This window comes from Amycolatopsis sp. NPDC049688 (assembly GCF_040674975.1).
GTDB lineage: Bacteria > Actinomycetota > Actinomycetes > Mycobacteriales > Pseudonocardiaceae > Amycolatopsis.
Genome location: NZ_JBFANY010000013.1, coordinates 209,250 through 226,616, shown reverse-complemented (window position 1 = coordinate 226,616; position 17,367 = coordinate 209,250). Strand labels below are relative to the sequence as shown.

17 protein-coding genes and 1 other RNA gene are annotated in these 17,367 nt (G+C 72.0%); 8 read left to right on the top strand and 10 right to left on the bottom strand.

Features of this window, described 5'->3' with window-relative positions; translation table 11 throughout:
- Positions 1–7: 7 nt before the first annotated feature.
- Together AB0J55_RS33430 and AB0J55_RS33425 are read right to left on the bottom strand one after the other, a co-directional pair.
- A complete protein-coding gene (locus AB0J55_RS33430) occupies positions 8–1,324 on the bottom strand; it encodes an acyltransferase (RefSeq protein ID WP_364257648.1) in 1,317 nt (438 codons plus the stop codon).
- A gap of 94 nt (positions 1,325–1,418) precedes the next feature.
- Positions 1,419–1,643 carry a hypothetical protein gene (locus tag AB0J55_RS33425; protein WP_003082085.1) on the bottom strand — a complete coding sequence of 75 codons (225 nt, stop codon included), beginning with the start codon at positions 1,641–1,643 and terminating at the stop codon, positions 1,419–1,421.
- 143 nt (positions 1,644–1,786) lie between these two features.
- On the opposite strand from AB0J55_RS33425, the gene AB0J55_RS33420 reads away from it, so the two are divergent.
- Complete coding sequence (locus AB0J55_RS33420; RefSeq protein WP_364257645.1) at positions 1,787–2,218, top strand: heme-binding protein; 432 nt, start codon at positions 1,787–1,789, stop codon at positions 2,216–2,218.
- Here the strand turns inward: AB0J55_RS33420 and AB0J55_RS33415 are convergent.
- The 3 genes from AB0J55_RS33415 to AB0J55_RS33405 are packed head-to-tail and all read right to left on the bottom strand — an operon-like array spanning position 2,203 to position 4,688.
- Positions 2,203–2,844, bottom strand: a complete 642-nt coding sequence (locus AB0J55_RS33415) for a response regulator transcription factor (protein WP_364257643.1) — start codon at positions 2,842–2,844, stop codon at positions 2,203–2,205. The genes AB0J55_RS33420 and AB0J55_RS33415 overlap by 16 nt on opposite strands.
- A 39-nt stretch (positions 2,845–2,883) precedes the next feature.
- Positions 2,884–4,017 carry a sensor histidine kinase gene (locus tag AB0J55_RS33410; RefSeq protein WP_364257640.1) on the bottom strand — a complete coding sequence of 378 codons (1,134 nt, stop codon included), beginning with the start codon at positions 4,015–4,017 and terminating at the stop codon, positions 2,884–2,886.
- Entirely contained in the window at positions 4,014–4,688 is a 675-nt protein-coding gene (locus AB0J55_RS33405) for a sensor domain-containing protein (RefSeq protein WP_364257637.1), read from the bottom strand. Before AB0J55_RS33405 ends, AB0J55_RS33410 begins: the two co-directional genes overlap by 4 nt.
- A gap of 145 nt (positions 4,689–4,833) precedes the next feature.
- Between AB0J55_RS33405 and ssrA the strand changes: the two genes are divergently transcribed.
- Positions 4,834–5,201: a transfer-messenger RNA gene (gene ssrA, locus AB0J55_RS33400) on the top strand.
- A gap of 147 nt (positions 5,202–5,348) precedes the next feature.
- Here the strand turns inward: ssrA and AB0J55_RS33395 are convergent.
- Complete coding sequence (locus tag AB0J55_RS33395) at positions 5,349–6,176, bottom strand: hypothetical protein (RefSeq protein WP_364257634.1); 828 nt, start codon at positions 6,174–6,176, stop codon at positions 5,349–5,351.
- A gap of 447 nt (positions 6,177–6,623) precedes the next feature.
- Here AB0J55_RS33395 and AB0J55_RS33390 point away from each other — a divergent pair, with 447 nt between their 5' ends.
- On the top strand, positions 6,624–6,833 hold the full coding sequence (locus tag AB0J55_RS33390; RefSeq protein ID WP_364257631.1) for a hypothetical protein: 210 nt from the start codon (positions 6,624–6,626) through the stop codon (positions 6,831–6,833).
- Between the two features lies 1 nt (position 6,834).
- On the opposite strand, the gene AB0J55_RS33385 is transcribed toward AB0J55_RS33390, so the two are convergent.
- The 3 genes from AB0J55_RS33385 to AB0J55_RS33375 form a co-directional block, all read right to left on the bottom strand.
- A complete protein-coding gene (locus AB0J55_RS33385; RefSeq protein WP_364257628.1) occupies positions 6,835–8,073 on the bottom strand; it encodes a GGDEF domain-containing protein in 1,239 nt (412 codons plus the stop codon).
- Positions 8,074–8,212: 139 nt separating this feature from the next.
- Entirely contained in the window at positions 8,213–9,430 is a 1,218-nt protein-coding gene (locus AB0J55_RS33380; RefSeq protein ID WP_364257625.1) for an MFS transporter, read from the bottom strand.
- A gap of 97 nt (positions 9,431–9,527) precedes the next feature.
- The gene (locus tag AB0J55_RS33375; protein ID WP_364257622.1) at positions 9,528–10,310 is read right to left on the bottom strand and encodes an IclR family transcriptional regulator; all 783 of its coding nucleotides are present in this window, start codon (positions 10,308–10,310) and stop codon (positions 9,528–9,530) included.
- Between the two features lie 72 nt (positions 10,311–10,382).
- On the opposite strand from AB0J55_RS33375, the gene hutH reads away from it, so the two are divergent.
- From hutH to hutI, 5 genes are read left to right on the top strand one after another with little or no spacing between them, the layout of a single operon-like run.
- Positions 10,383–11,909, top strand: a complete 1,527-nt coding sequence (gene hutH / locus AB0J55_RS33370; RefSeq protein WP_364257619.1) for a histidine ammonia-lyase — start codon at positions 10,383–10,385, stop codon at positions 11,907–11,909.
- Between the two features lie 2 nt (positions 11,910–11,911).
- The gene (gene hutU / locus AB0J55_RS33365; RefSeq protein ID WP_364257616.1) at positions 11,912–13,564 is read left to right on the top strand and encodes a urocanate hydratase; all 1,653 of its coding nucleotides are present in this window, start codon (positions 11,912–11,914) and stop codon (positions 13,562–13,564) included.
- A complete protein-coding gene (locus AB0J55_RS33360; RefSeq protein WP_364257613.1) occupies positions 13,561–14,757 on the top strand; it encodes an allantoate amidohydrolase in 1,197 nt (398 codons plus the stop codon). Before hutU ends, AB0J55_RS33360 begins: the two co-directional genes overlap by 4 nt.
- Entirely contained in the window at positions 14,754–16,091 is a 1,338-nt protein-coding gene (locus tag AB0J55_RS33355) for a formimidoylglutamate deiminase (RefSeq protein ID WP_364257610.1), read from the top strand. Before AB0J55_RS33360 ends, AB0J55_RS33355 begins: the two co-directional genes overlap by 4 nt.
- On the top strand, positions 16,079–17,275 hold the full coding sequence (gene hutI / locus AB0J55_RS33350; RefSeq protein ID WP_364257607.1) for an imidazolonepropionase: 1,197 nt from the start codon (positions 16,079–16,081) through the stop codon (positions 17,273–17,275). The genes AB0J55_RS33355 and hutI overlap by 13 nt, the downstream gene beginning before the upstream one ends.
- Here hutI and AB0J55_RS33345 read toward each other — a convergent pair.
- On the bottom strand, positions 17,236–17,361 hold the full coding sequence (locus tag AB0J55_RS33345; protein ID WP_364257604.1) for a hypothetical protein: 126 nt from the start codon (positions 17,359–17,361) through the stop codon (positions 17,236–17,238). The genes hutI and AB0J55_RS33345 overlap by 40 nt on opposite strands.
- Positions 17,362–17,367: the final 6 nt, after the last annotated feature.

The window sequence follows — 17,367 nt, the reverse complement described above, 5'->3', positions numbered from 1 at the left end:
ACGAGGGTCAGCGCTTGAGGGCGGCTCGTTCGGTCACGGTGACCGCGCGGCCCAGCAGGTCGACCACCGGGATCGGCTTGCCCGCCAGCAGGAACCCGGCCGTCGCGAGGACGACCCACGGCACGGGGCCGTGCGCGATGCCGTCGGAGAGCGGGGCGAACCCGTGGGCGGCCAGGCCGAGCAGGCCGCCGGAAATCATCAGCCCGGCGACGACCAGCTGCGGCGTCCGCGCGGTGATCCCGCCGGTGTCGCGCTGCATCTCGAAGTGGGCGAACAGCCGCAGCAGGCCGAGCAGCACCAGGCCGCACACCGCGAACCACGCGGGCGCCATGACCAGCCAGAACACCGTGCCGGGCGCCGGGGTCTCGTAGCCGAGGCCGTAGACCGTCACCCCGGCCACGACGATCAGCGCCGGCATGTGCCAGAGGTAGACGCTCATGAACCGCGCACCGAGCCAGCCGAGCGCGTGCCCGACCCCCGGCCGGGCCGCGAGCGCGTTGAGCTGCGGACGGAAGGCGAGCAGCAGCCCGACCTGGCCGACGGCGAGGAAGGCGAGCAGCACGGTCGGCGGGCTCATGTTCGACACCGGCGCGCCCGGCATGCCGATCATGCTGGCCGGGTAGGGCCCGAACGCGACCAGCAGCGCCGTGACGCCGAACCCGGCGGCCGACAGCGTCAGCGCGGCACGGCGGGTCAGCGCGCCGAGGCGGCCTTCGACGTAGTGGAAGCCCAGCTGGTGTACCGCGACCCAGACGAAGACCGCGTTGGCGTACCCGATGTAGCCGAAGTCGTTGAAGCGGGCGACGTCGACGAGGACGCCGGCCACCCCCATGACCAGCGGGACCTTCAGCCCCCAGCGCCGGTGCGCGGCGACCATGACCGGCGTGAGCAGCACGACGAGCACGTACACGGCGAGGAACCACAGCAGCTGCGCGGCGATCGCGCTCGCCACCTGGAGGGGCTGGGGCGGCACGCCGAGCCCGCGCAGGAAGTCCGGCACGACGAGCCAGACGGCCATCAGCGGCAGCACCGGCACCATCAGGCGCTTGAGGCGCGCGCCGAGCCACTGGCGCGTCGAGGCCGCGCGCCGGAAGGAGATCAGGTTCGCCGCACCGCCGGCGAAGAAGACCAGCGGCATGACCTGGCTGAGCCAGGTGACCACCCACCAGCCGGGCGTGGCCAGGGCGTTGCCGGTGGCGAGGTGCCCGTCGGCGTAGGACAGCACCGGCATGGTCCAGTGCTGGGCGATGACGGCGAGGATGGCCCCCGCCCGGACGACGTCGAGAAACCGGTCCCGGCTCGCGGCCACCTGGCTTGTCTGCATGCCGTTCAGCCTGGCCGTTGCGACCTGGCGAAACAGCGGTGCTGACCGGCCTTTCCGGGGTGCTGTTCACCCCCGGTGGATACGGGGGTTCTCCCTACCTCGAGCCGTCGGGCTCGGGCTCGTGCTGCGTCGCCGCGACCCGGTACTCCCAGCCCGTCTCGGTCAGGCCGAGCTCGTAGCGGGTTTCGATCTTCGGGCCGCCGTGCAGGTGGATGTGCCGGATGACGGTGCCGGGCACCGGCTCGGCGTCCCCGAGCTCCTGGACGCGGCCGTCGAGCGGGCCGCCGAAGAAGCGGACGCAGCGGATCTCGTCGGACATCTGCGCGCTCCTCTCGCCGACGGGTCCGCTCATGGTAGGTGAGCGCTCACCCGGGTGCCGCCCGCGGAACGGGTGACCCGTTGTCCACCTTACGGGACTTCCGGTCACCGTCCGTTGCGCAGCGGCGCGCTAGGCTCGGTTCCATGGTCGGACCGCCCCGCCTTCCGGGTCTCACGCTGGCCGACGCCGACCGGCTGGTGGCCGCCGCGCTGACCGCCGGGGAGGAGCGGGGCTTCCCGCCGCTGGCCGTGGCGGTGCTCGACGTCACCGGTGAAGTGATCGCGTTGCGCCGCGCGGACGGCGGGATGCCGATGACCAGCCGGATCGCCGTGGCCAAGGCCCGCACCGCGCTGCTCACGCTGCAGGCTTCGGGGGGCTTGGAACTGCCCGGCCCGATCGTCGAGAGCATCCAGCACCTCTTCCACGGGGACTACGTCCCGTACGCGGGCGGCGTGCTCGTCACGGCCGGCGACGTGGTCCTCGGCGCCGCCGGAGCTTCGGGCGGGCACGCGCGCGAAGACGAGGAGGCGGTGCAGGCCGCCGTCGAACGGTGGCGGGCTCAGCGGCCCAGGTAGGTCAGCACCGCACGGACGCGACGGTGTTCCTCCGCGCTCGCTTCCAGCCCGAGCTTCGAGAAGATGTTGCCGATGTGCTTCTCCACCGCGCCGTGCGAGACGACCAGCGAGTTCGCGATCGCGGTGTTCGACAGGCCCTGGGCCATCAGGCCGAGGACCTCGGACTCGCGGGCGGTCAGCGCGTCCAGCGGGTTGCGGCGGCCGCGGGCCATCAGCTGGGCGATGACGTCCGGGTCGATCGCCGTGCCGCCGCCGGCCACCCGGCGGACCGCGTCCAGGAAGTCGCCGACGTCGGCCACGCGCTCCTTCAGCAGGTAGCCGACGCCGCCGGCGCCGCCGGAGAGCAGCTCGACGGCGTACGACTCCTCGACGTACTGGGACAGCACCAGCACCGGCAGGCCCGGGATCTCCTTGCGCGCCGCGAGCGCCGCGCGCAGGCCCTCGTCGGTGAACGTCGGCGGCATCCGGACGTCGACGATGGCCAGGTCAGGACGGTGTTCCTTGACCGCGCCGAGGAGGTCGTCCCCGTTGTCGACGGCCGCGGCCGTCTCGATGCCCTCGTCGGCGAGCAGGCGCGTGACCCCCGCCCGCAGCAGGACGGCGTCCTCGGCGATCACTACCCGCATCCGGCCCCCAGGTTCGTGGATGAACGGGGTCCAGAATATTCACCACTGGCAGGGCAGGTCAGCCCGGATCACGGTCGGCCCGCCCACCGGGCTGACCACGGTGATCACGCCGTCGATCGTCGCCGCACGGTCGGCCAGCCCGGCCAGCCCGCCGCCCGGCCGCACCTCCGCGCCGCCGTGACCGTTGTCGGTGATCTCGACGACGACGTGGTCGTCGGTGCGCCACACCTTCACGCCCGCCTCGGACGCTCCGGAGTGCTTCGCGATGTTCGTCAGGGTCTCGCCGACGATGAAGTACGCCGTCGTCTCGACCGCCGCCGGCGGCCGCGGCTCGACGTCGACCTGCACGTCGACCGGGATCGGCGACTTCGCCGCCTGCGCCGACAGCGCCGCGTCCAGCCCCCGGTCGCCGAGGACGGCGGGGTAGATGCCGCGGGCGAGGTCCCGCAGCTCCGACACGGCGAGCTTCGCGTCCGCGTGGGCCTCGTCGATCAGCTCCCGCACCGACTCGGGGTCCTGGTCGAACTTCGACTTCGCCCGCCCGAGGCTCATCGCGACCGCCACCAGCCGCTGCTGGGCGCCGTCGTGCAGGTCACGTTCGATCCGCCGCCGTTCGGCTTCGGCCGCGTCGACCCCGCGGGCCCGCGACGCCTGCAGCCGCTCGGCCTTCTGCTCCAGCCGCTTGGTGCGGTCCGGGCCCAGCAGCGCCAGGGCCAGCTCCCCGTGCAGCCAGCCCAGCCACGGCGTCACCCAGATCGCCATCGGCAGCAGCACGATCGACGCCAGCGCGATCCCGACCTCCGCGCAGGCCAGCGGGAACGCGGCCATCAGGTAGGCGAGGTCACGCCAGGTCGTCGCGTCGCTCAGCCGGACCATCCACCGCCGCAGCAGCGGCTGTCCCTCTTCGTACGGCCGCCGCTGCACCGGCGGCAGCGGCAGGCTCAGCATCCGGCCCGCCCAGCCGCGCTCGCGGTCGCCGGACCAGCGGACGAAACTCGTCGTCGCGAGCAGGATCGGGAACCCGATCCAGATCACCGCGGTCGACACCCCGACCGCGATGCCGACCACGATCAGCACGAACTGCAGGAGCCGGAAGACGAAGCTGACGATCATGTAGAGGATCGTGCGAGCCGGCTGCGGCCGCGGGTGGTCCAGTTCTCGTGCCTCGGTCATCCCGCCACCAGGTTCTTCTCTTCCGCGTCTTCCCACCAGCGCTCCATCCGGTGACGCTGCGCCACGGTCGGCCCCAGCAGCGCGTTCGCCAGCCGGGCGTGCACCCCCGCCAGCGCCTTCGTCAGCGCGACGGACAAGGCGACGAACAACACCCCCAGTGCCGCCCACGGTAGCGCCTCGACGGTCGAGTCCACGGTCAGCCACGGCACCTCCGAGCTGGGGAACCGGTACTCGCCGCCCGGCAGCCACCGGAAGTAGACCGGCAGCCCGGCGAGGGCCAGGCTCGTCGCCCAGAACGTCGTCACGAGCACGAACTCGACGAGGCCGACCGGGAAGAGGAGCGCGAAGTAGGTGAAGTCCCGCCAGGTCGAGGGGTCCTTCAGCCGAGCCTTCCACCGCGCGGCCTGCTTCCCGGCGGGCAGCGGCAGGTAGGGAAGGTCGATGTAGCGGTCGAGCAGGGCGTAGACCCGCGCCCGCTCCAGCCGCGCGGCCCCCCGGACGGCGAGGACGACGAGGGCGAGCAGCCCCACCCCGACCCACACCACGGCGGTCCCCGCCCCGGCGGAGACGAACGCGGTGAGGAACCCGAACGCCAGCACCCCCAGCGGCAGGTTCGTCAGCAAGAACACCACCGAACCACCGAACGGCGGATCCCGCCTGTCGTTCACCATGACCGCTCCCTTCATCGGCTACCAGCTTCCCGGCCGGCCGCGGCGGGCGACATGGTGCGAGCGGGCATCCCGGCGGTAGGGCTGGCCCCACCCTGGTTAATCCGGTCGCCGGGCCGGGTATGATGAACAGGTTGTGTCCCGACAAGGGGGTGAACGGTTTCGACTTTGGACGTTGAGTCAGGGGAAGCGTGCCGGTGCAGGCGAGAGACCACCGTAAGCGTCATCGCAAACCAATAAGCGCCGACTCCAGTCAGCGCGAGTTCGCCCTCGCCGCCTGAGCGAGTGCGACTCTGTCGGCCCGGGTTCGCCTCCGGCCCGGGTACCGGCATCAGCTAGGAGGCTCAGCGGCTGTCCCGGCCACGGGGAACAGTCGTGAAGCAAACAGTGGCTGGGCTCGTCACCTCAGCTTGTTCGCGTGATTGAGGGAGCCGAGTAGAGACGTAGCGGACTGCGCACGGAGAAGCCCTGTCGAGACGCCAGAGGACCCGGGTTCAATTCCCGGCACCTCCACCGGAGAAGGCCCTCGCTCGAAAGAGCGAGGGCCTTCTCTTCGTCTCGTTCATATCCTCTGGGGGCGAACCCCTGGACCCCGCTAGGAAGACTTCGCCCCTGGACCCCCGTTCTGCGTTGTGAGCTGGTCGTGGAACCGAGGCTGGGCCTTTAAGCGCTCTTGATCTGCAGGACGTGGAGTTCAGGGCCGTCCACGATCACGGAGGCGTCGTAGTCGCCGGACTGGGTGGTTTTGTAGCCGGCGTCCATGCCGAGAAACTGGTCGTGGGTGCTGACCGTGGCCGAGTAGCTTCCTGTCACGTGAACCATGCCGGTGGACGACTCGAAGGTTTGCTTGGAGTTGACCAGCGGATCGCCGTTAAGGGTCCACGTCGCGTGGTCGCTCTGTTGAGCCGCCGACCACGAAGGGCACTCCGGCGGCATCGGCGATCGCGTACCGGCGACGCACCGGTGGAACGCCGTGCGCACCACCGCCGTGACCTGTTCCGGGGTGAAGCGAGGCTCGCGCTTCGAAATTCGCTGTTTGTCGATCCGGTCGAACGACCGTAGGTCGCCGATCGTCGCCTTGCCGTCGGTCCAGGTGACCTCGGCTCGGTACGGCACGACCTCGACCGTGAGGTTCTCCGGAGACGGCACCTGGTAGGGCACCTGGTATGTCGCGGTCATCACCGCGTTACCTGCAACGTAGAAGCGGTCGTTGCTCCACACCGGCGCGTAGGCGCCGTCGACCGGGTCGCCGTGGATCGCCCAGTGCACCTCGTCGGCCTGTCCTACCAGATCGTCGACCTTCTGCGGACAGTTCGCGGGTCGGAGAACTCGGGCCTGCGCGCAAGATTCGAGGCCGGCCGAAACGGCTGCCAGAACTGCTTCGTTGCTCGAACCTGCCGGCCGGACGCCGCTTTCCGGAGGGATGGCGTCCGGATCCGGGGACTGCGGGAGCAACGGCAACAGGACGAAGATCAGCAGGGTGACTCCCATACCCACGAGGACTTTGCGCGGAGTCCACGTGGACCGCGCTGGTTGGGTCGGTGGCTCGGCGGAGCCGGTCGCCGGCGCACCAGAGATGTGCAGTTCGCCGATGTCTCGAGCCTGCACGACACTTCCGGTGACAGGGCCGGCGTTGCTGTTCGCCAAGTCGCCGGGTTCCCATCTCCGTGCGCCCTCACCATCCGGCCCGCCGCTCATTTGTCACCCTCCCCACTACCCCGGCTCTGCCGCCAGGATCAGACAGTTTTACTGGCTGTTCCGCTCGCCGACCACTGTGCTGCGGCGATCGACCCAATGTGATGCTCTGTTCGCCCTCCGTCAGATTCCGAAGCTCGAGGGGGTGTGGCAGGGCCCACTGACGAGTGAAATTTCCGTGAGTGTCATGCTTGTCCCCCGACCAATGGTTCCGCACCCGTGGAGCCGGAAGTAGGTGGCCAGATGACCTGGGCCCGGCGTAGTGGCAGTTCCCTTGCCAATGACGATGACAGCCGGATGGGGGTTATCCGGGCCGAAGAGGCCGTCCGCCTCGCGGAACAGAACGACCGAGCCGTCCTCACCGTCGCGGGACACTCCTCGGACGTGCGCGAATGCGCCGAACTCCTCGCCATGCTCGGGCTCGATGCCGGGCGGCGGCACAAGACCGCCTGACCTACACCAGGTCCGCCACGTGGACCACCTTGTTCCGGCCCGTCGCCTTCGCGTGGTACAGCGCCGTGTCGGCCGCGTCCAGTAGGCGCTGCAACGAGGTGCCCGCCGTCGGGTAGACCGCGATGCCGATCGAGGCCGACAAGCCGGTGATCGACAACTGACCCGCCGGGACCTTCAGCGTGCTGATGGCCCGGCGGATCCGCTCGGCCACCCGGCCGATGTCCGGCTCGGCGATGCCCGGCAGCAGCACCACGAACTCCTCGCCGCCGAACCGGCCCACCGCGTCCCCGCGGCCGCGGACCGCCGAGATGATCGACTGGGCCACCGCCTTCAGGACCGAGTCGCCCGCCAGGTGCCCGTACGTGTCGTTCACCTGCTTGAAGTGGTCCAGGTCCAGCATCAGGAGACCGAACGTCCCCCGCTGGCGCGCCGCCGCGGCCAGCGTCCGCTCCGCCAGCGCGTGCCACCCGCTCGTGTTGTACAGGCCCGTCTTCGCGTCGCGGTGGGCCGCCACCTCGAGCTGCTTCACCAGGACCGTCCGGTGCAACAGCAGCAACGGCGGGAACACCAGCACCACCAGGCCCGGCAACGTCGCCAACGCCAGGGCGTTCAGCGCGCCCAGGCAGAGGGTGGCCACCTCGAGGCCGTTGTCCGACCACGTACCGAACAACGCCTCCGGGGTGCGGCCGACTTCGCGGCGGGCCGGGAGGACCAGGAGTGCGTTCACCGCGAAGAACGTCACTCCCGCGGCCGCGATGGCGAGCGTTCCGGGCCAGCCGTGCGTTGCCGCCCCGCGGATGTCGCCCATTCCCGCCAGGCGCAGGACCGCTTGGGCCGCGTAGCACGACAGCAGGATGATGGCCGCGTTGCTGACCGTGCGGGAGGCCGGCACGCGCTGGAGGCGGTACCAGCTGCGGATCGCCAGGTGCGCGTACAGGCCGCCCACCAGCACCGCCAGCAGCGGCGGAGGCAGCAGCAGGACCCCCGCGAACGTCCAGACCGACGTCATGTTGATGTGCGGTGTCCCGGACACGCGGCGGCGGATGCGCTCCACACGCCGGCCCGTCTCCGACTGCACCACGCCCAGGACCAGCAGGACGACCAGGATCAGCCACGTGCGGCGGTCCACCGCGATCGGGGACGGGCGCAGCGTCAGCACCACTGCCACCCCTTCGCTGAGCAGGCAGTAGACGATCACCCGGGGGCTCTGGCGCCACAGCGCCCACCGGCGCGGTGCCACGAGGATGTCACGAAACCGGGGTCCGGAGCGCGGGATTCCCGCACCGCTGCGCATACTCATGGTGTCCGGCCGGTGACGGAGCCGGTTCGGCCGGCAAAGGTGAAGGGAGGCGCACCATGTGCGGACGCGACAACTGAGGTCATCGTTCCTCCCGCCTGACCCGGCGCCACGCCCTCGCGACCGGCACGGCCACCACGGCACCCGCCGCTCCGGCCACCGCGATGGTGTGCGCCGGGCCCCACACGTCGGCCAGCGCGCCCGCCACGGCCGCGCCGATTCCCTGCACCGTGAGCAGACCCGCCGAGTTGACGCCGGCGCACTGCGCGCGGTGCTCGTCCGGCACGCGGCGCATGAACGACACCGTGCCCTGGATGTTGTAGCCGGTGGCCAGCAGCCCGGACACCGCCAGCAGCAGCACCGACACGACCAGCCCCGGCCGGAACGCGAACAGCACCAGCGGCAGCCCCGCCGCGATCCCGAGCAGGCCGAGCACCCGCACCTGGACGTGCTCCGGGACCGCCTTGCCGAACACGAACCCGCCGAGCACGCTGCCCGCCGGGTCCGCCGCCATCAGCAGCCCCACCAGCGTCGCGCCCGCGCCGATGCCCGCCGCGTACGGTGCGGCCAGCGCCTCCGGGACGATGTAGAACCCCGCCAGCCAGTTGAGCGCCACCAGCGTCCGCAGCGCCGGGTCGTGCCGGATCAGCCGGATGCCCGCGCCGGTCGCCGACAGCCACGCCGGGCGGACGACCCGGTCGGCCACCGCTCGTCGCCGGACGCCCGTGACCAGGAACAACGCTGACAGCACGAACGTCACGGCGTCCAGTGCCAAAGCTGCCGACGGGGTCAGCGCGGCGATCAGCGCCCCGCCGCCGGCGAACCCGGCCAGCTGCGCGCCCTGGATCGTCACGTTCCGCAGGGCCATCCCGGCGAGGTACCGCTCGCCCTCGAGCACCGACGGCAGCAGTGCCTGCTGGGCCGCCTTGAACGGGCCGCCGAGCGCGGTCAGCACGGCGACCAGCACGCACAGCACCCACAGCGGGACGCCGGGGATCGCGATCACCGCGACCAGCGCGGCCCGGGCCAGGTCGGCGGCGATCATGACGTCCCGCCGCGGCCACCGATCGCCCGCTCCGGCCAGCAGGACGCCGCCGAGCAGGGACGGCACGTACGTCAGCGCGTAGGTCAGGCCGGTCAGCGCGGCCGACGACGTGCGCTGGAAGACCAGGACCGCGAGCGCGACCCGGGCGAGCTGGTCGCCGCAGACGGACAGCAGCTCGGCGGTCCACATCGCGCGGAATTCGGGGACGGCGAGCACCGCGCCGAAACCCACCCTCGTCACGCGTGCGTCATCCATCGCCGGCGCCCCTCGAGACCGCTACCCAGCCACGGTAATCACCGAGCGGAGTGGAATCGAGCCGTTCGGTGACAGTTGCCCCGATCGCAGCAGCGCGTCAGCCCGGGTGGCCGCCGATCCGGGTGGTCAGCTCGGCCGCCGTCGCCGCCACCTCGGCGGCCACGTCCGGCCACGTCTCCGGGCACGGCTGCGCGGTGCAGTGGTGGCGCAGCGTCACGCTGATCGCCGCCATCGGCCGGGCGCCGTGGTCGAAGACCGGGCAGGCCACCGACGCGAAGCCGGCCGTGACGTGGCCGTCCTCGACCGACCAGCCGAGCCGGCGTTCCGCGGTGAGCGTGCGGCGCAGCTCGGCCAGCGTGCGCGGGCCGCGGCCGGTGCGGAGGACGAACGCCGTCGCCGACGGGAACAGCGCGCGGACGTGCGGGGACGGGAGGTGCTGCAGGATCGCCCGGCCGGACGCGGTCAGCTGGCCCGGCAGCCGGACGCCGACCTCCGTCACCAGCGTCTCCGGCCGCACCGGGCGTTCCTTGATCAGGTACAGCGACTCGTTGCCGTGCAGGACGCCCAGGTGGGCGGTGTGCCCGACGCGGTCGACGAGCTTGCGCAGCAACGGCCCGGCCAGCCGTTCCAGGGGATCGTGGCGCAGGTAGGCCGAGCCCAGCTCGAAGGCGGCGATGCCGAGGCCGTACCGGCGTTCGGCGGGCAGGTGGACGACGAAACCGGCCGCTTCGAGCTCGTTGAGCAGGTGGTACGTGGTCGAGCGGGGCAGCCCGGCTTCGCGGGCGATCGCCGCCGCGGTGACCGGGCCCGGGCGGGTGGCCAGCAGGCGCAGCACCGCGAGCCCGCGGCGCAGGGCCGGTACTTCGCTGCTTTCTCCCATGCGTCTGGGATACCAGACAGAACCACTCCGTGGGGCATCCCACCAGCGGTTCCGAAGGGGTGCAATGAGCCCATGCCGGAAAAAGTGCTCCTGGGGCCGGAACCGCTGACCGCCGCCCAGGTCGTCGACGTCGTCCGCGGGCACGCGCCCGTCGGGCTCACGGACGCCGCCGAGAAGAACCTCGCCGCGACCCGTCAGCACATCGAGAACCTCGCCCACGCCGTCACGCCCACCTACGGCGTCTCGACCGGCTTCGGTGCGCTCGCCACCCGTCACATCCCGGTCGAAAGCCGGACCGCGTTGCAGCGCAGCCTGATCCGCTCGCACGCGGCCGGGGCCGGCCCGGCCGTCGAGGCCGAGGTCGTCCGCGCCCTGATGCTGCTGCGGCTGCGGACCCTCGCCAGCGGGTACACCGGTGTCCGGCCGGGAACCGCGCAAACGCTTGCGGCCCTGCTCAACGCCGACATCACGCCGATCGTCCACGAGTACGGCTCCCTCGGCTGCTCCGGCGACCTCGCGCCTCTCGCCGCCGTTGCGCTCGCGCTCATGGGCGAAGGCGAAGTGACATACCGCGGCGAAGTCATGAAGGCGGAAGAAGCGCTGAAGCACGCCGGCATCGAGCCGGTCGTGCTCGCCGAGAAGGAGGGCCTCGCCCTCACCAACGGCACCGACGGCATGCTCGGCATGCTCCTGCTCGCCGCCGCCGACCTGCACCGGCTGTTCGACATCGCGGACATCACCGCCGCGATGAGCGTCGAGGCCCTCCTCGGCACCGATCGCGCCTTCGCCGCCGACCTCCAAGCCCTCCGCCCGCATCCCGGCCAGGCGAGGTCCGCGGCGCGGATGTGGCAGGCGCTGCAGGGCTCGAAGATCGTCGAGAGCCACCGCGGTCCCGACTGCAACCGCGTCCAGGACGCCTATTCGCTGCGCTGCGCCCCGCAGGTGCACGGCGCCGCGCGCGACAGCCTGACCCACGCCGAACTCGTCGGCGACCGCGAGCTCATGTCCGCTGTGGACAATCCCGTCGTGCTGGCCGACGGCCGCGTCGAGTCCAACGGCAACTTCCACGGCGCGCCGGTCGCGTACGTGCTGGACTTCCTGGCCATCCCGATCGCCGACGTCGCCAGCATCGCCGAGCGCCGCACCGACCGGATGCTCGACAAGGCGCGCTCGCACGGCCTGCCGCCGTTCCTCGCCGACGACCCCGGCGTCGACTCCGGCCACATGATCGCCCAGTACACCCAGGCCGCGGTGGTCAGCGAGCTCAAGCGGCTCGCCGTCCCGGCGTCCGTCGACTCGATCCCGAGCAGCGCGATGCAGGAGGACCACGTCTCGATGGGCTGGTCGGCCGCGCGCAAGCTGCGCAAGGCCGTCGACGGCCTGACGACCGTCCTCGCCATCGAGCTGCTGACGGCGGCCCGGGCGCTGGACTTCCGCGCGCCGCTGGAGCCGTCGCCGGTCACCGGCCGCGTCCGGGATCTCCTGCGTACCAAGGTGAACGGCCCCGGCCCCGACCGCCACCTGGCGCCCGAGATCGCGGCCGCCGAAGAACTCGTCCGCTCCGGCGCCGTCCTCGACGCCGCCCGTCTGGAGGTCTGAGAATGTCCCGCGTCGTCCGTGCCGCCCGCGGCACCCAGCTCACCGCCAAGTCGTGGCAGACCGAAGCCGCGCTGCGGATGTTCCACAACAACCTCGACCCCGACGTCGCGGAGCGGCCCGAGGACCTGGTCGTCTACGGCGGCACCGGCAAGGCTGCCCGCAACTGGGCCAGCTTCGACGCGATCACCCGCGAACTGACCACTTTGGACGTCGACGAGACGCTGCTGGTGCAGTCGGGCAAGCCGGTCGGCGTGTTCCGCACGCACGAGTGGGCGCCGCGGGTGCTGATCGCGAACTCGAACCTGGTCGGCGACTGGGCGACCTGGCCGGAGTTCCGCCGCCTGGAGCAGCAGGGCCTGACCATGTACGGCCAGATGACCGCGGGTTCGTGGATCTACATCGGAACGCAAGGCATTCTCCAGGGCACGTACGAGACTTTCGCCGCCGTCGCGAAGAAGAAGTTCGGGGGATCGCTTCGCGGAACCCTGACCGTCACCGCCGGCCTCGGCGGCATGGGTGGCGCGCAGCCTCTCGCCGTGACCATGAACGACGGTGTCGCGCTGGTCATCGAGTGCGACCCGCAGCGCGCGCACCGCCGCGTCGAAACCCGGTACCTCGACGAGGTGGCCGACGACCTCGACGACGCCATCGCCCGCGTCACCAAGGCCAAGCAGGAGAAGCGGGCGTTGTCGGTCGGGGTCGTCGGCAACGCCGCCGAGGTGCTGCCGGAGCTGCTGCGACGGAACGTCGAGGTCGACATCGTCACCGACCAGACGTCCGCGCACGACCCGCTTTCGTACCTGCCCAAGGGGATCGCCGTCGAGGACTGGCACGACTACGCGGCCAAGAAGCCCGACGAGTTCACCGACCGCTCGCGCGAGTCGATGGCCGACCACGTCGACGCCATGCTCGGTTTCCTGGACCGCGGCGCCGAGGTCTTCGACTACGGCAACTCCCTGCGCGGCGAAGCCAAGCTCGGCGGCTGCGAGCGCGCGTTCGACTTCCCCGGCTTCGTGCCCGCCTACATCCGGCCGCTGTTCTGCGAGGGCAACGGCCCGTTCCGCTGGGCCGCGCTGTCCGGCGACCCCGAGGACATCGCCGCGACCGACCGCGCGATGCTGGAACTGTTCCCGGAGAACGAATCCCTTGCGCGCTGGATCCGGCTGGCGGGCGAACGGGTGGCGTTCCAGGGGCTGCCCGCCCGGATCTGCTGGCTCGGCTACGGCGAGCGCCACCTGGCCGGGCTGCGGTTCAACGAGATGGTGGCCAGTGGCGAACTCAAGGCTCCGGTCGTCATCGGCCGCGACCACCTCGACTCCGGCAGCGTCGCCTCGCCGTACCGCGAGACCGAAGGCATGGCCGACGGCTCCGATGCCATCGCCGACTGGCCGCTGCTGAACGCGCTGGTCAACACGTCGTCGGGGGCCAGCTGGGTGTCGATCCACCACGGCGGCGGCGTCGGCATGGGCCGGTCCATCCACGCCGGTCAGGTCAGCGTCGCCGACGGGACGGTCCTGGCCGCGCAGAAGCTGGAGCGGGTGCTCACCAACGACCCGGGCATGGGCGTCATCCGGCACGTCGACGCGGGCTATGACCGTGCGGCGGAGGTTGCCGACGAGCGTGGCGTGCGCGTCCCGATGCGGGAGGGCGAGTGAGCGCTTCGGGGCTCCTGGGCGAAATCGCCGACGTCGGGCGCGACCGGAAGCGCGGCGGCTACTCGCGGCACGCCTTCGACCTGCCCGAACAGGACCTGCGCGCGTGGTTCGGCGAGCGCGCGCTGGGCCTCGGGCTCGACGTCGACACCGACCACAACGGCAACATCTGGGCCTGGTGGGGACCGCCGGGACCGGACGCCGTCGTCACCGGCAGCCACCTCGACTCGGTCCCCGGCGGCGGCGCCTTCGACGGTCCCCTCGGCGTCGCGAGTGCGCTGGCGGCGGTGGATGCGCTGCAGGCGCGCGGGTTCCGGCCGGGCAAGCCGTTCGCCGTCGTCGTGTTCGCCGAAGAGGAAGGCGGCCGGTTCGGCGTCCCGTGCCTGGGGTCGCGGCTGCTCACCGGCACCATCGACGCCGGCAAGGCGCGCGGGCTGCGGGACGCCGACGGCGTGACGTTCGCCGAAGCAGCCGCGAAGTCCGGGTTCGATCCGGAGCGGGTGGGACCGGACCCGCGCCGGCTCGGATTGATCGGGAAGTTCCTCGAACTGCACGTCGAGCAGGGCCGTGGGCTGATCGACCTCGGCTCGCCGGTGGCCGTCGGCAGCACGGTGATCGCCCACGGACGGTGGCGGTTTTCCTTCTCGGGACAGGGAAACCACGCCGGGGCGACGCTGCTGGCCGACCGGGCCGACCCGATGGTGCCCGCCGCCGAGACGGTCACTACCGTCCGGCGGCTGGCCCGCGCGGTGCCCGGCGCGCGGGCGACCGTCGGCCGCCTGGTGCCGACGCCGGGCGGGACCAACGTCATCGCGTCCACTGTGGATCTGTGGCTGGATGCGCGGGTGCCGGGAACCGCGACTCCGGCGCTGGTCTCCGACATCGCGGCGGCCGCCGAAGCCGCCGCCGCGGAGGAAGGCTGCCGGGTCGAGGTGACCCGGGAGTCCTATTCGGACGATGTCGTGTTCGACGACGCGCTCCGGCGTGACCTCGGCGGGTGGCTCGGCGGGCCGCCGGAACTGCCGACCGGCGCCGGGCACGACGCGGCCATCCTCGCCGGGTTCGTCCCGGCCGGGATGCTCTACGTGCGCAACCCGACGGGGATCAGCCACTCGCCGGAGGAGTTCGCCGAGGCCGACGACGTCGAAGCCGGCGCTGCGGCGCTGGCCACGGCCCTGGAACGGCTCGCGCGATGACCCTCAGCCCGCGGGGGCGCCCCCCGTTTCCAGTCTATCGCCCGGCACCGACAGTTTTCTGGTGCGAACAGGCCTGGCTGCCGGACGGGATCGCGTCCGGCGTCCGGATCGAGGTCGCGGACGGGCGGATCGTTTCGGTCACGCCGGATTCGCCGCGGTCCGGCACGGTGCTCGACGGGCTCACCCTGCCGGGGTTCGCGAACGGGCATTCGCACGCCTTCCACCGGGCGCTGCGGGGCCGGACGCACCACGAGCGCGGGACGTTCTGGACGTGGCGCGAGCGGATGTACGCGCTGGCGTCCCGGCTGGATCCCGACGCGTACTACCGGCTGGCCCGTGGCGTCTACGCCGAGATGGTACTCGGCGGGTACACGAGCGTCGGGGAGTTCCACTACCTGCACCACGCGCCCGGCGGGAAACCGTACGCCGATCCGAACGCGATGGGGGAGGCGCTGCGGCAGGCCGCGGCCGACGCCGGGATTCGGATGACCCTCCTGGACACCTGCTACCTCGCGGGCGGCATCGGCGTCGAGCCGGACGAGGTCCAGCGGCGGTTCTCCGACGGCTCGGCTTCGGCGTGGGCCTCGCGGGTGGCCGAGCTGAAAGAAGGCGAGCTGTTCCGGGTCGGCGCGGCCATCCACTCGGTGCGGGCGGTTCCGGCGGACCAGCTGTCGCTTGTGGACAGTGCGCGGGCCGTGCACGTCCACCTGTCCGAGCAGCGGGCCGAGAACGAGCAGTGCCAGGCCGCCTACGGCCGCACACCCACCGAGCTGCTGGACGAGCGTGGGGTGCTGACCGAGCGCCTGGTCGCCGTGCACGCCACGCACCTGACGGCATCGGACATCGACCGGCTGAGCGGAGCACGGGCGTGCTTCTGCCCGACCACCGAACGCGACCTCGGCGACGGCATCGGCCCGGCCCGCGCCCTCCGGGACGCCGGGGTGCGGCTCTGCGTCGGCAGCGACAGCAACGCCGTCGTCGACGCGTTCGAGGAGACGCGCGCGCTGGAGCTGGACGACCGGCTGGCCAGCGAGGAACGTGGCCGGTTCACCGCGGGGGAACTCCTGGAAGCGGGCACCGATCACGCGGCGATCGGGTGGGAAGAGGTCGGCGCGCTCGCCGAGGGGGCGGGCGCGGACCTCGTCACGGTCACCCTGGATTCGGTGCGGACGGCCGGGATCGAGCCGTCGGGCGTGGTGTTCGCCGCGTCCGGGGCCGACGTCCGGCACGTCGTCGTCGCGGGCCGCGAGGTCGTGCGCGACGGCAGGCACCAGCTCGTCGAACATCCGGAAACCGTACTGGCAAAGGAGATCGAAGCACTGTGGCGGTCCTGATCACGGGCATCGGCGAACTCACCACCCACGACCCGGAACTGGGCCGGCTGAGCGAGGCCGCCCTGGTCATCGAGGGAGGGAAGGTCGCGTGGGTGGGGTCCGCCGCGCAGGCCCCGGACGCCGACGAGCGCGTCGACGTCGGAGGCCGCGCGGTGCTGCCCGGCTGGGTGGACAGCCACACGCACCTCGTCTTCGCCGGCGACCGCACCGCCGAGTTCGAGGCCCGGATGGCCGGAAAGCCCTACACCGCAGGCGGAATCGCGACCACCGTCGGTGCGACGCGGGAGGCGTCCGACGAGCAGCTGGCGGCGAACCTGCGCCGGCACGTCGGCGAAGCGGCCCGGCAGGGGACGACCTGCCTGGAGACGAAAACGGGTTACGGCCTGACCGTCGAGGACGAGGCGCGGTCCGCACGGATCGCCGGCGAGGTGGCCGACGAGGTCACGTTCCTCGGCGCGCACCTGGTCCCGCCGGGCGCCGACGCGGAGTCCTATGTGGACCTGGTGTGCGGCGAAATGCTCGACGCCGTGGCGGGCGGCGTGCGCTGGGCGGACGTGTTCTGCGAGACGGGCGCGTTCGACGAGGCCCAGTCGGCACGGGTGCTGAAGGCCGCCGCCGAACGCGGGCTGGGCCTGCGCGTGCACGGCAACCAGCTCGGCGAGGGCCCGGGTGTCCGGCTGGCGGTGGAGCTCGGCGCGGCCAGCGTCGACCACTGCACGTACCTGTCGGACGCCGACGTCGAAGCGCTGGCGGCTTCCGAGACGGTCGCGACTCTGCTGCCCGCGTGCGACTTGTCGACCCGCCAGCCCCTGGCGCCCGCGCGGCGGCTGCTCGACGCGGGCGCGACGGTGGCGCTGGCCAGCAACGCCAACCCGGGCAGCTCTTACACGACGTCGATGGCGTTCTGCGTCGCGACGGCGGTGCTGCAGATGCGCATGACGATCGAGGAAGCAGTCTGGTCGGCGACGGCGGGCGGCGCGAAGGCGCTGCGCCGCAACGACGTTGGCGTACTGCGGCCCGGCGCGCGGGCCGATGTCCACGTGCTCGACGCGCCTTCGGTGACGCACCTGGCTTACCGGCCCGGCGTGCCGCTGACGAACATGGTGTGGCGCGCGGGGGAGCGGGTACCTCGGGCAGAGCCCGCTCACAGCGGCAGGGTGAACGGCGAGCAGGCCGGCCGGTAGGACGCGTCCAGTGCGTGCAGGATCAGGCCCGTGACGTTCGGGTCGATCGCCAGGGTTCGCTTGGCACCGCCGTTGGTGACCCGCATTCCGTG

What these genes read in the sequence shown, in the direction of transcription:
- hutH (WP_364257619.1), top strand. Translation starts at nt 10,383, where the DNA reads ATGCCGGAAAAAGTGCTCCTGGGGCCGGAACCGCTGACCGCCGCCCAG.
- AB0J55_RS33420 (WP_364257645.1), top strand. Translation starts at nt 1,787, where the DNA reads ATGGTCGGACCGCCCCGCCTTCCGGGTCTCACGCTGGCCGACGCCGAC.
- AB0J55_RS33405 (WP_364257637.1), bottom strand. Translation starts at nt 4,688, where the DNA reads ATGGTGAACGACAGGCGGGATCCGCCGTTCGGTGGTTCGGTGGTGTTC.
- AB0J55_RS33345 (WP_364257604.1), bottom strand. Translation starts at nt 17,361, where the DNA reads ATGCGGGTCACCAACGGCGGTGCCAAGCGAACCCTGGCGATCGACCCG.
- hutU (WP_364257616.1), top strand. Translation starts at nt 11,912, where the DNA reads ATGTCCCGCGTCGTCCGTGCCGCCCGCGGCACCCAGCTCACCGCCAAG.
- AB0J55_RS33395 (WP_364257634.1), bottom strand. Translation starts at nt 6,176, where the DNA reads ATGGGAGTCACCCTGCTGATCTTCGTCCTGTTGCCGTTGCTCCCGCAG.
- AB0J55_RS33355 (WP_364257610.1), top strand. Translation starts at nt 14,754, where the DNA reads ATGACCCTCAGCCCGCGGGGGCGCCCCCCGTTTCCAGTCTATCGCCCG.
- AB0J55_RS33430 (WP_364257648.1), bottom strand. Translation starts at nt 1,324, where the DNA reads ATGCAGACAAGCCAGGTGGCCGCGAGCCGGGACCGGTTTCTCGACGTC.
- AB0J55_RS33375 (WP_364257622.1), bottom strand. Translation starts at nt 10,310, where the DNA reads ATGGGAGAAAGCAGCGAAGTACCGGCCCTGCGCCGCGGGCTCGCGGTG.
- AB0J55_RS33410 (WP_364257640.1), bottom strand. Translation starts at nt 4,017, where the DNA reads ATGACCGAGGCACGAGAACTGGACCACCCGCGGCCGCAGCCGGCTCGC.
- AB0J55_RS33425 (WP_003082085.1), bottom strand. Translation starts at nt 1,643, where the DNA reads ATGTCCGACGAGATCCGCTGCGTCCGCTTCTTCGGCGGCCCGCTCGAC.
- AB0J55_RS33390 (WP_364257631.1), top strand. Translation starts at nt 6,624, where the DNA reads ATGACCTGGGCCCGGCGTAGTGGCAGTTCCCTTGCCAATGACGATGAC.
- AB0J55_RS33380 (WP_364257625.1), bottom strand. Translation starts at nt 9,430, where the DNA reads ATGGATGACGCACGCGTGACGAGGGTGGGTTTCGGCGCGGTGCTCGCC.
- AB0J55_RS33415 (WP_364257643.1), bottom strand. Translation starts at nt 2,844, where the DNA reads ATGCGGGTAGTGATCGCCGAGGACGCCGTCCTGCTGCGGGCGGGGGTC.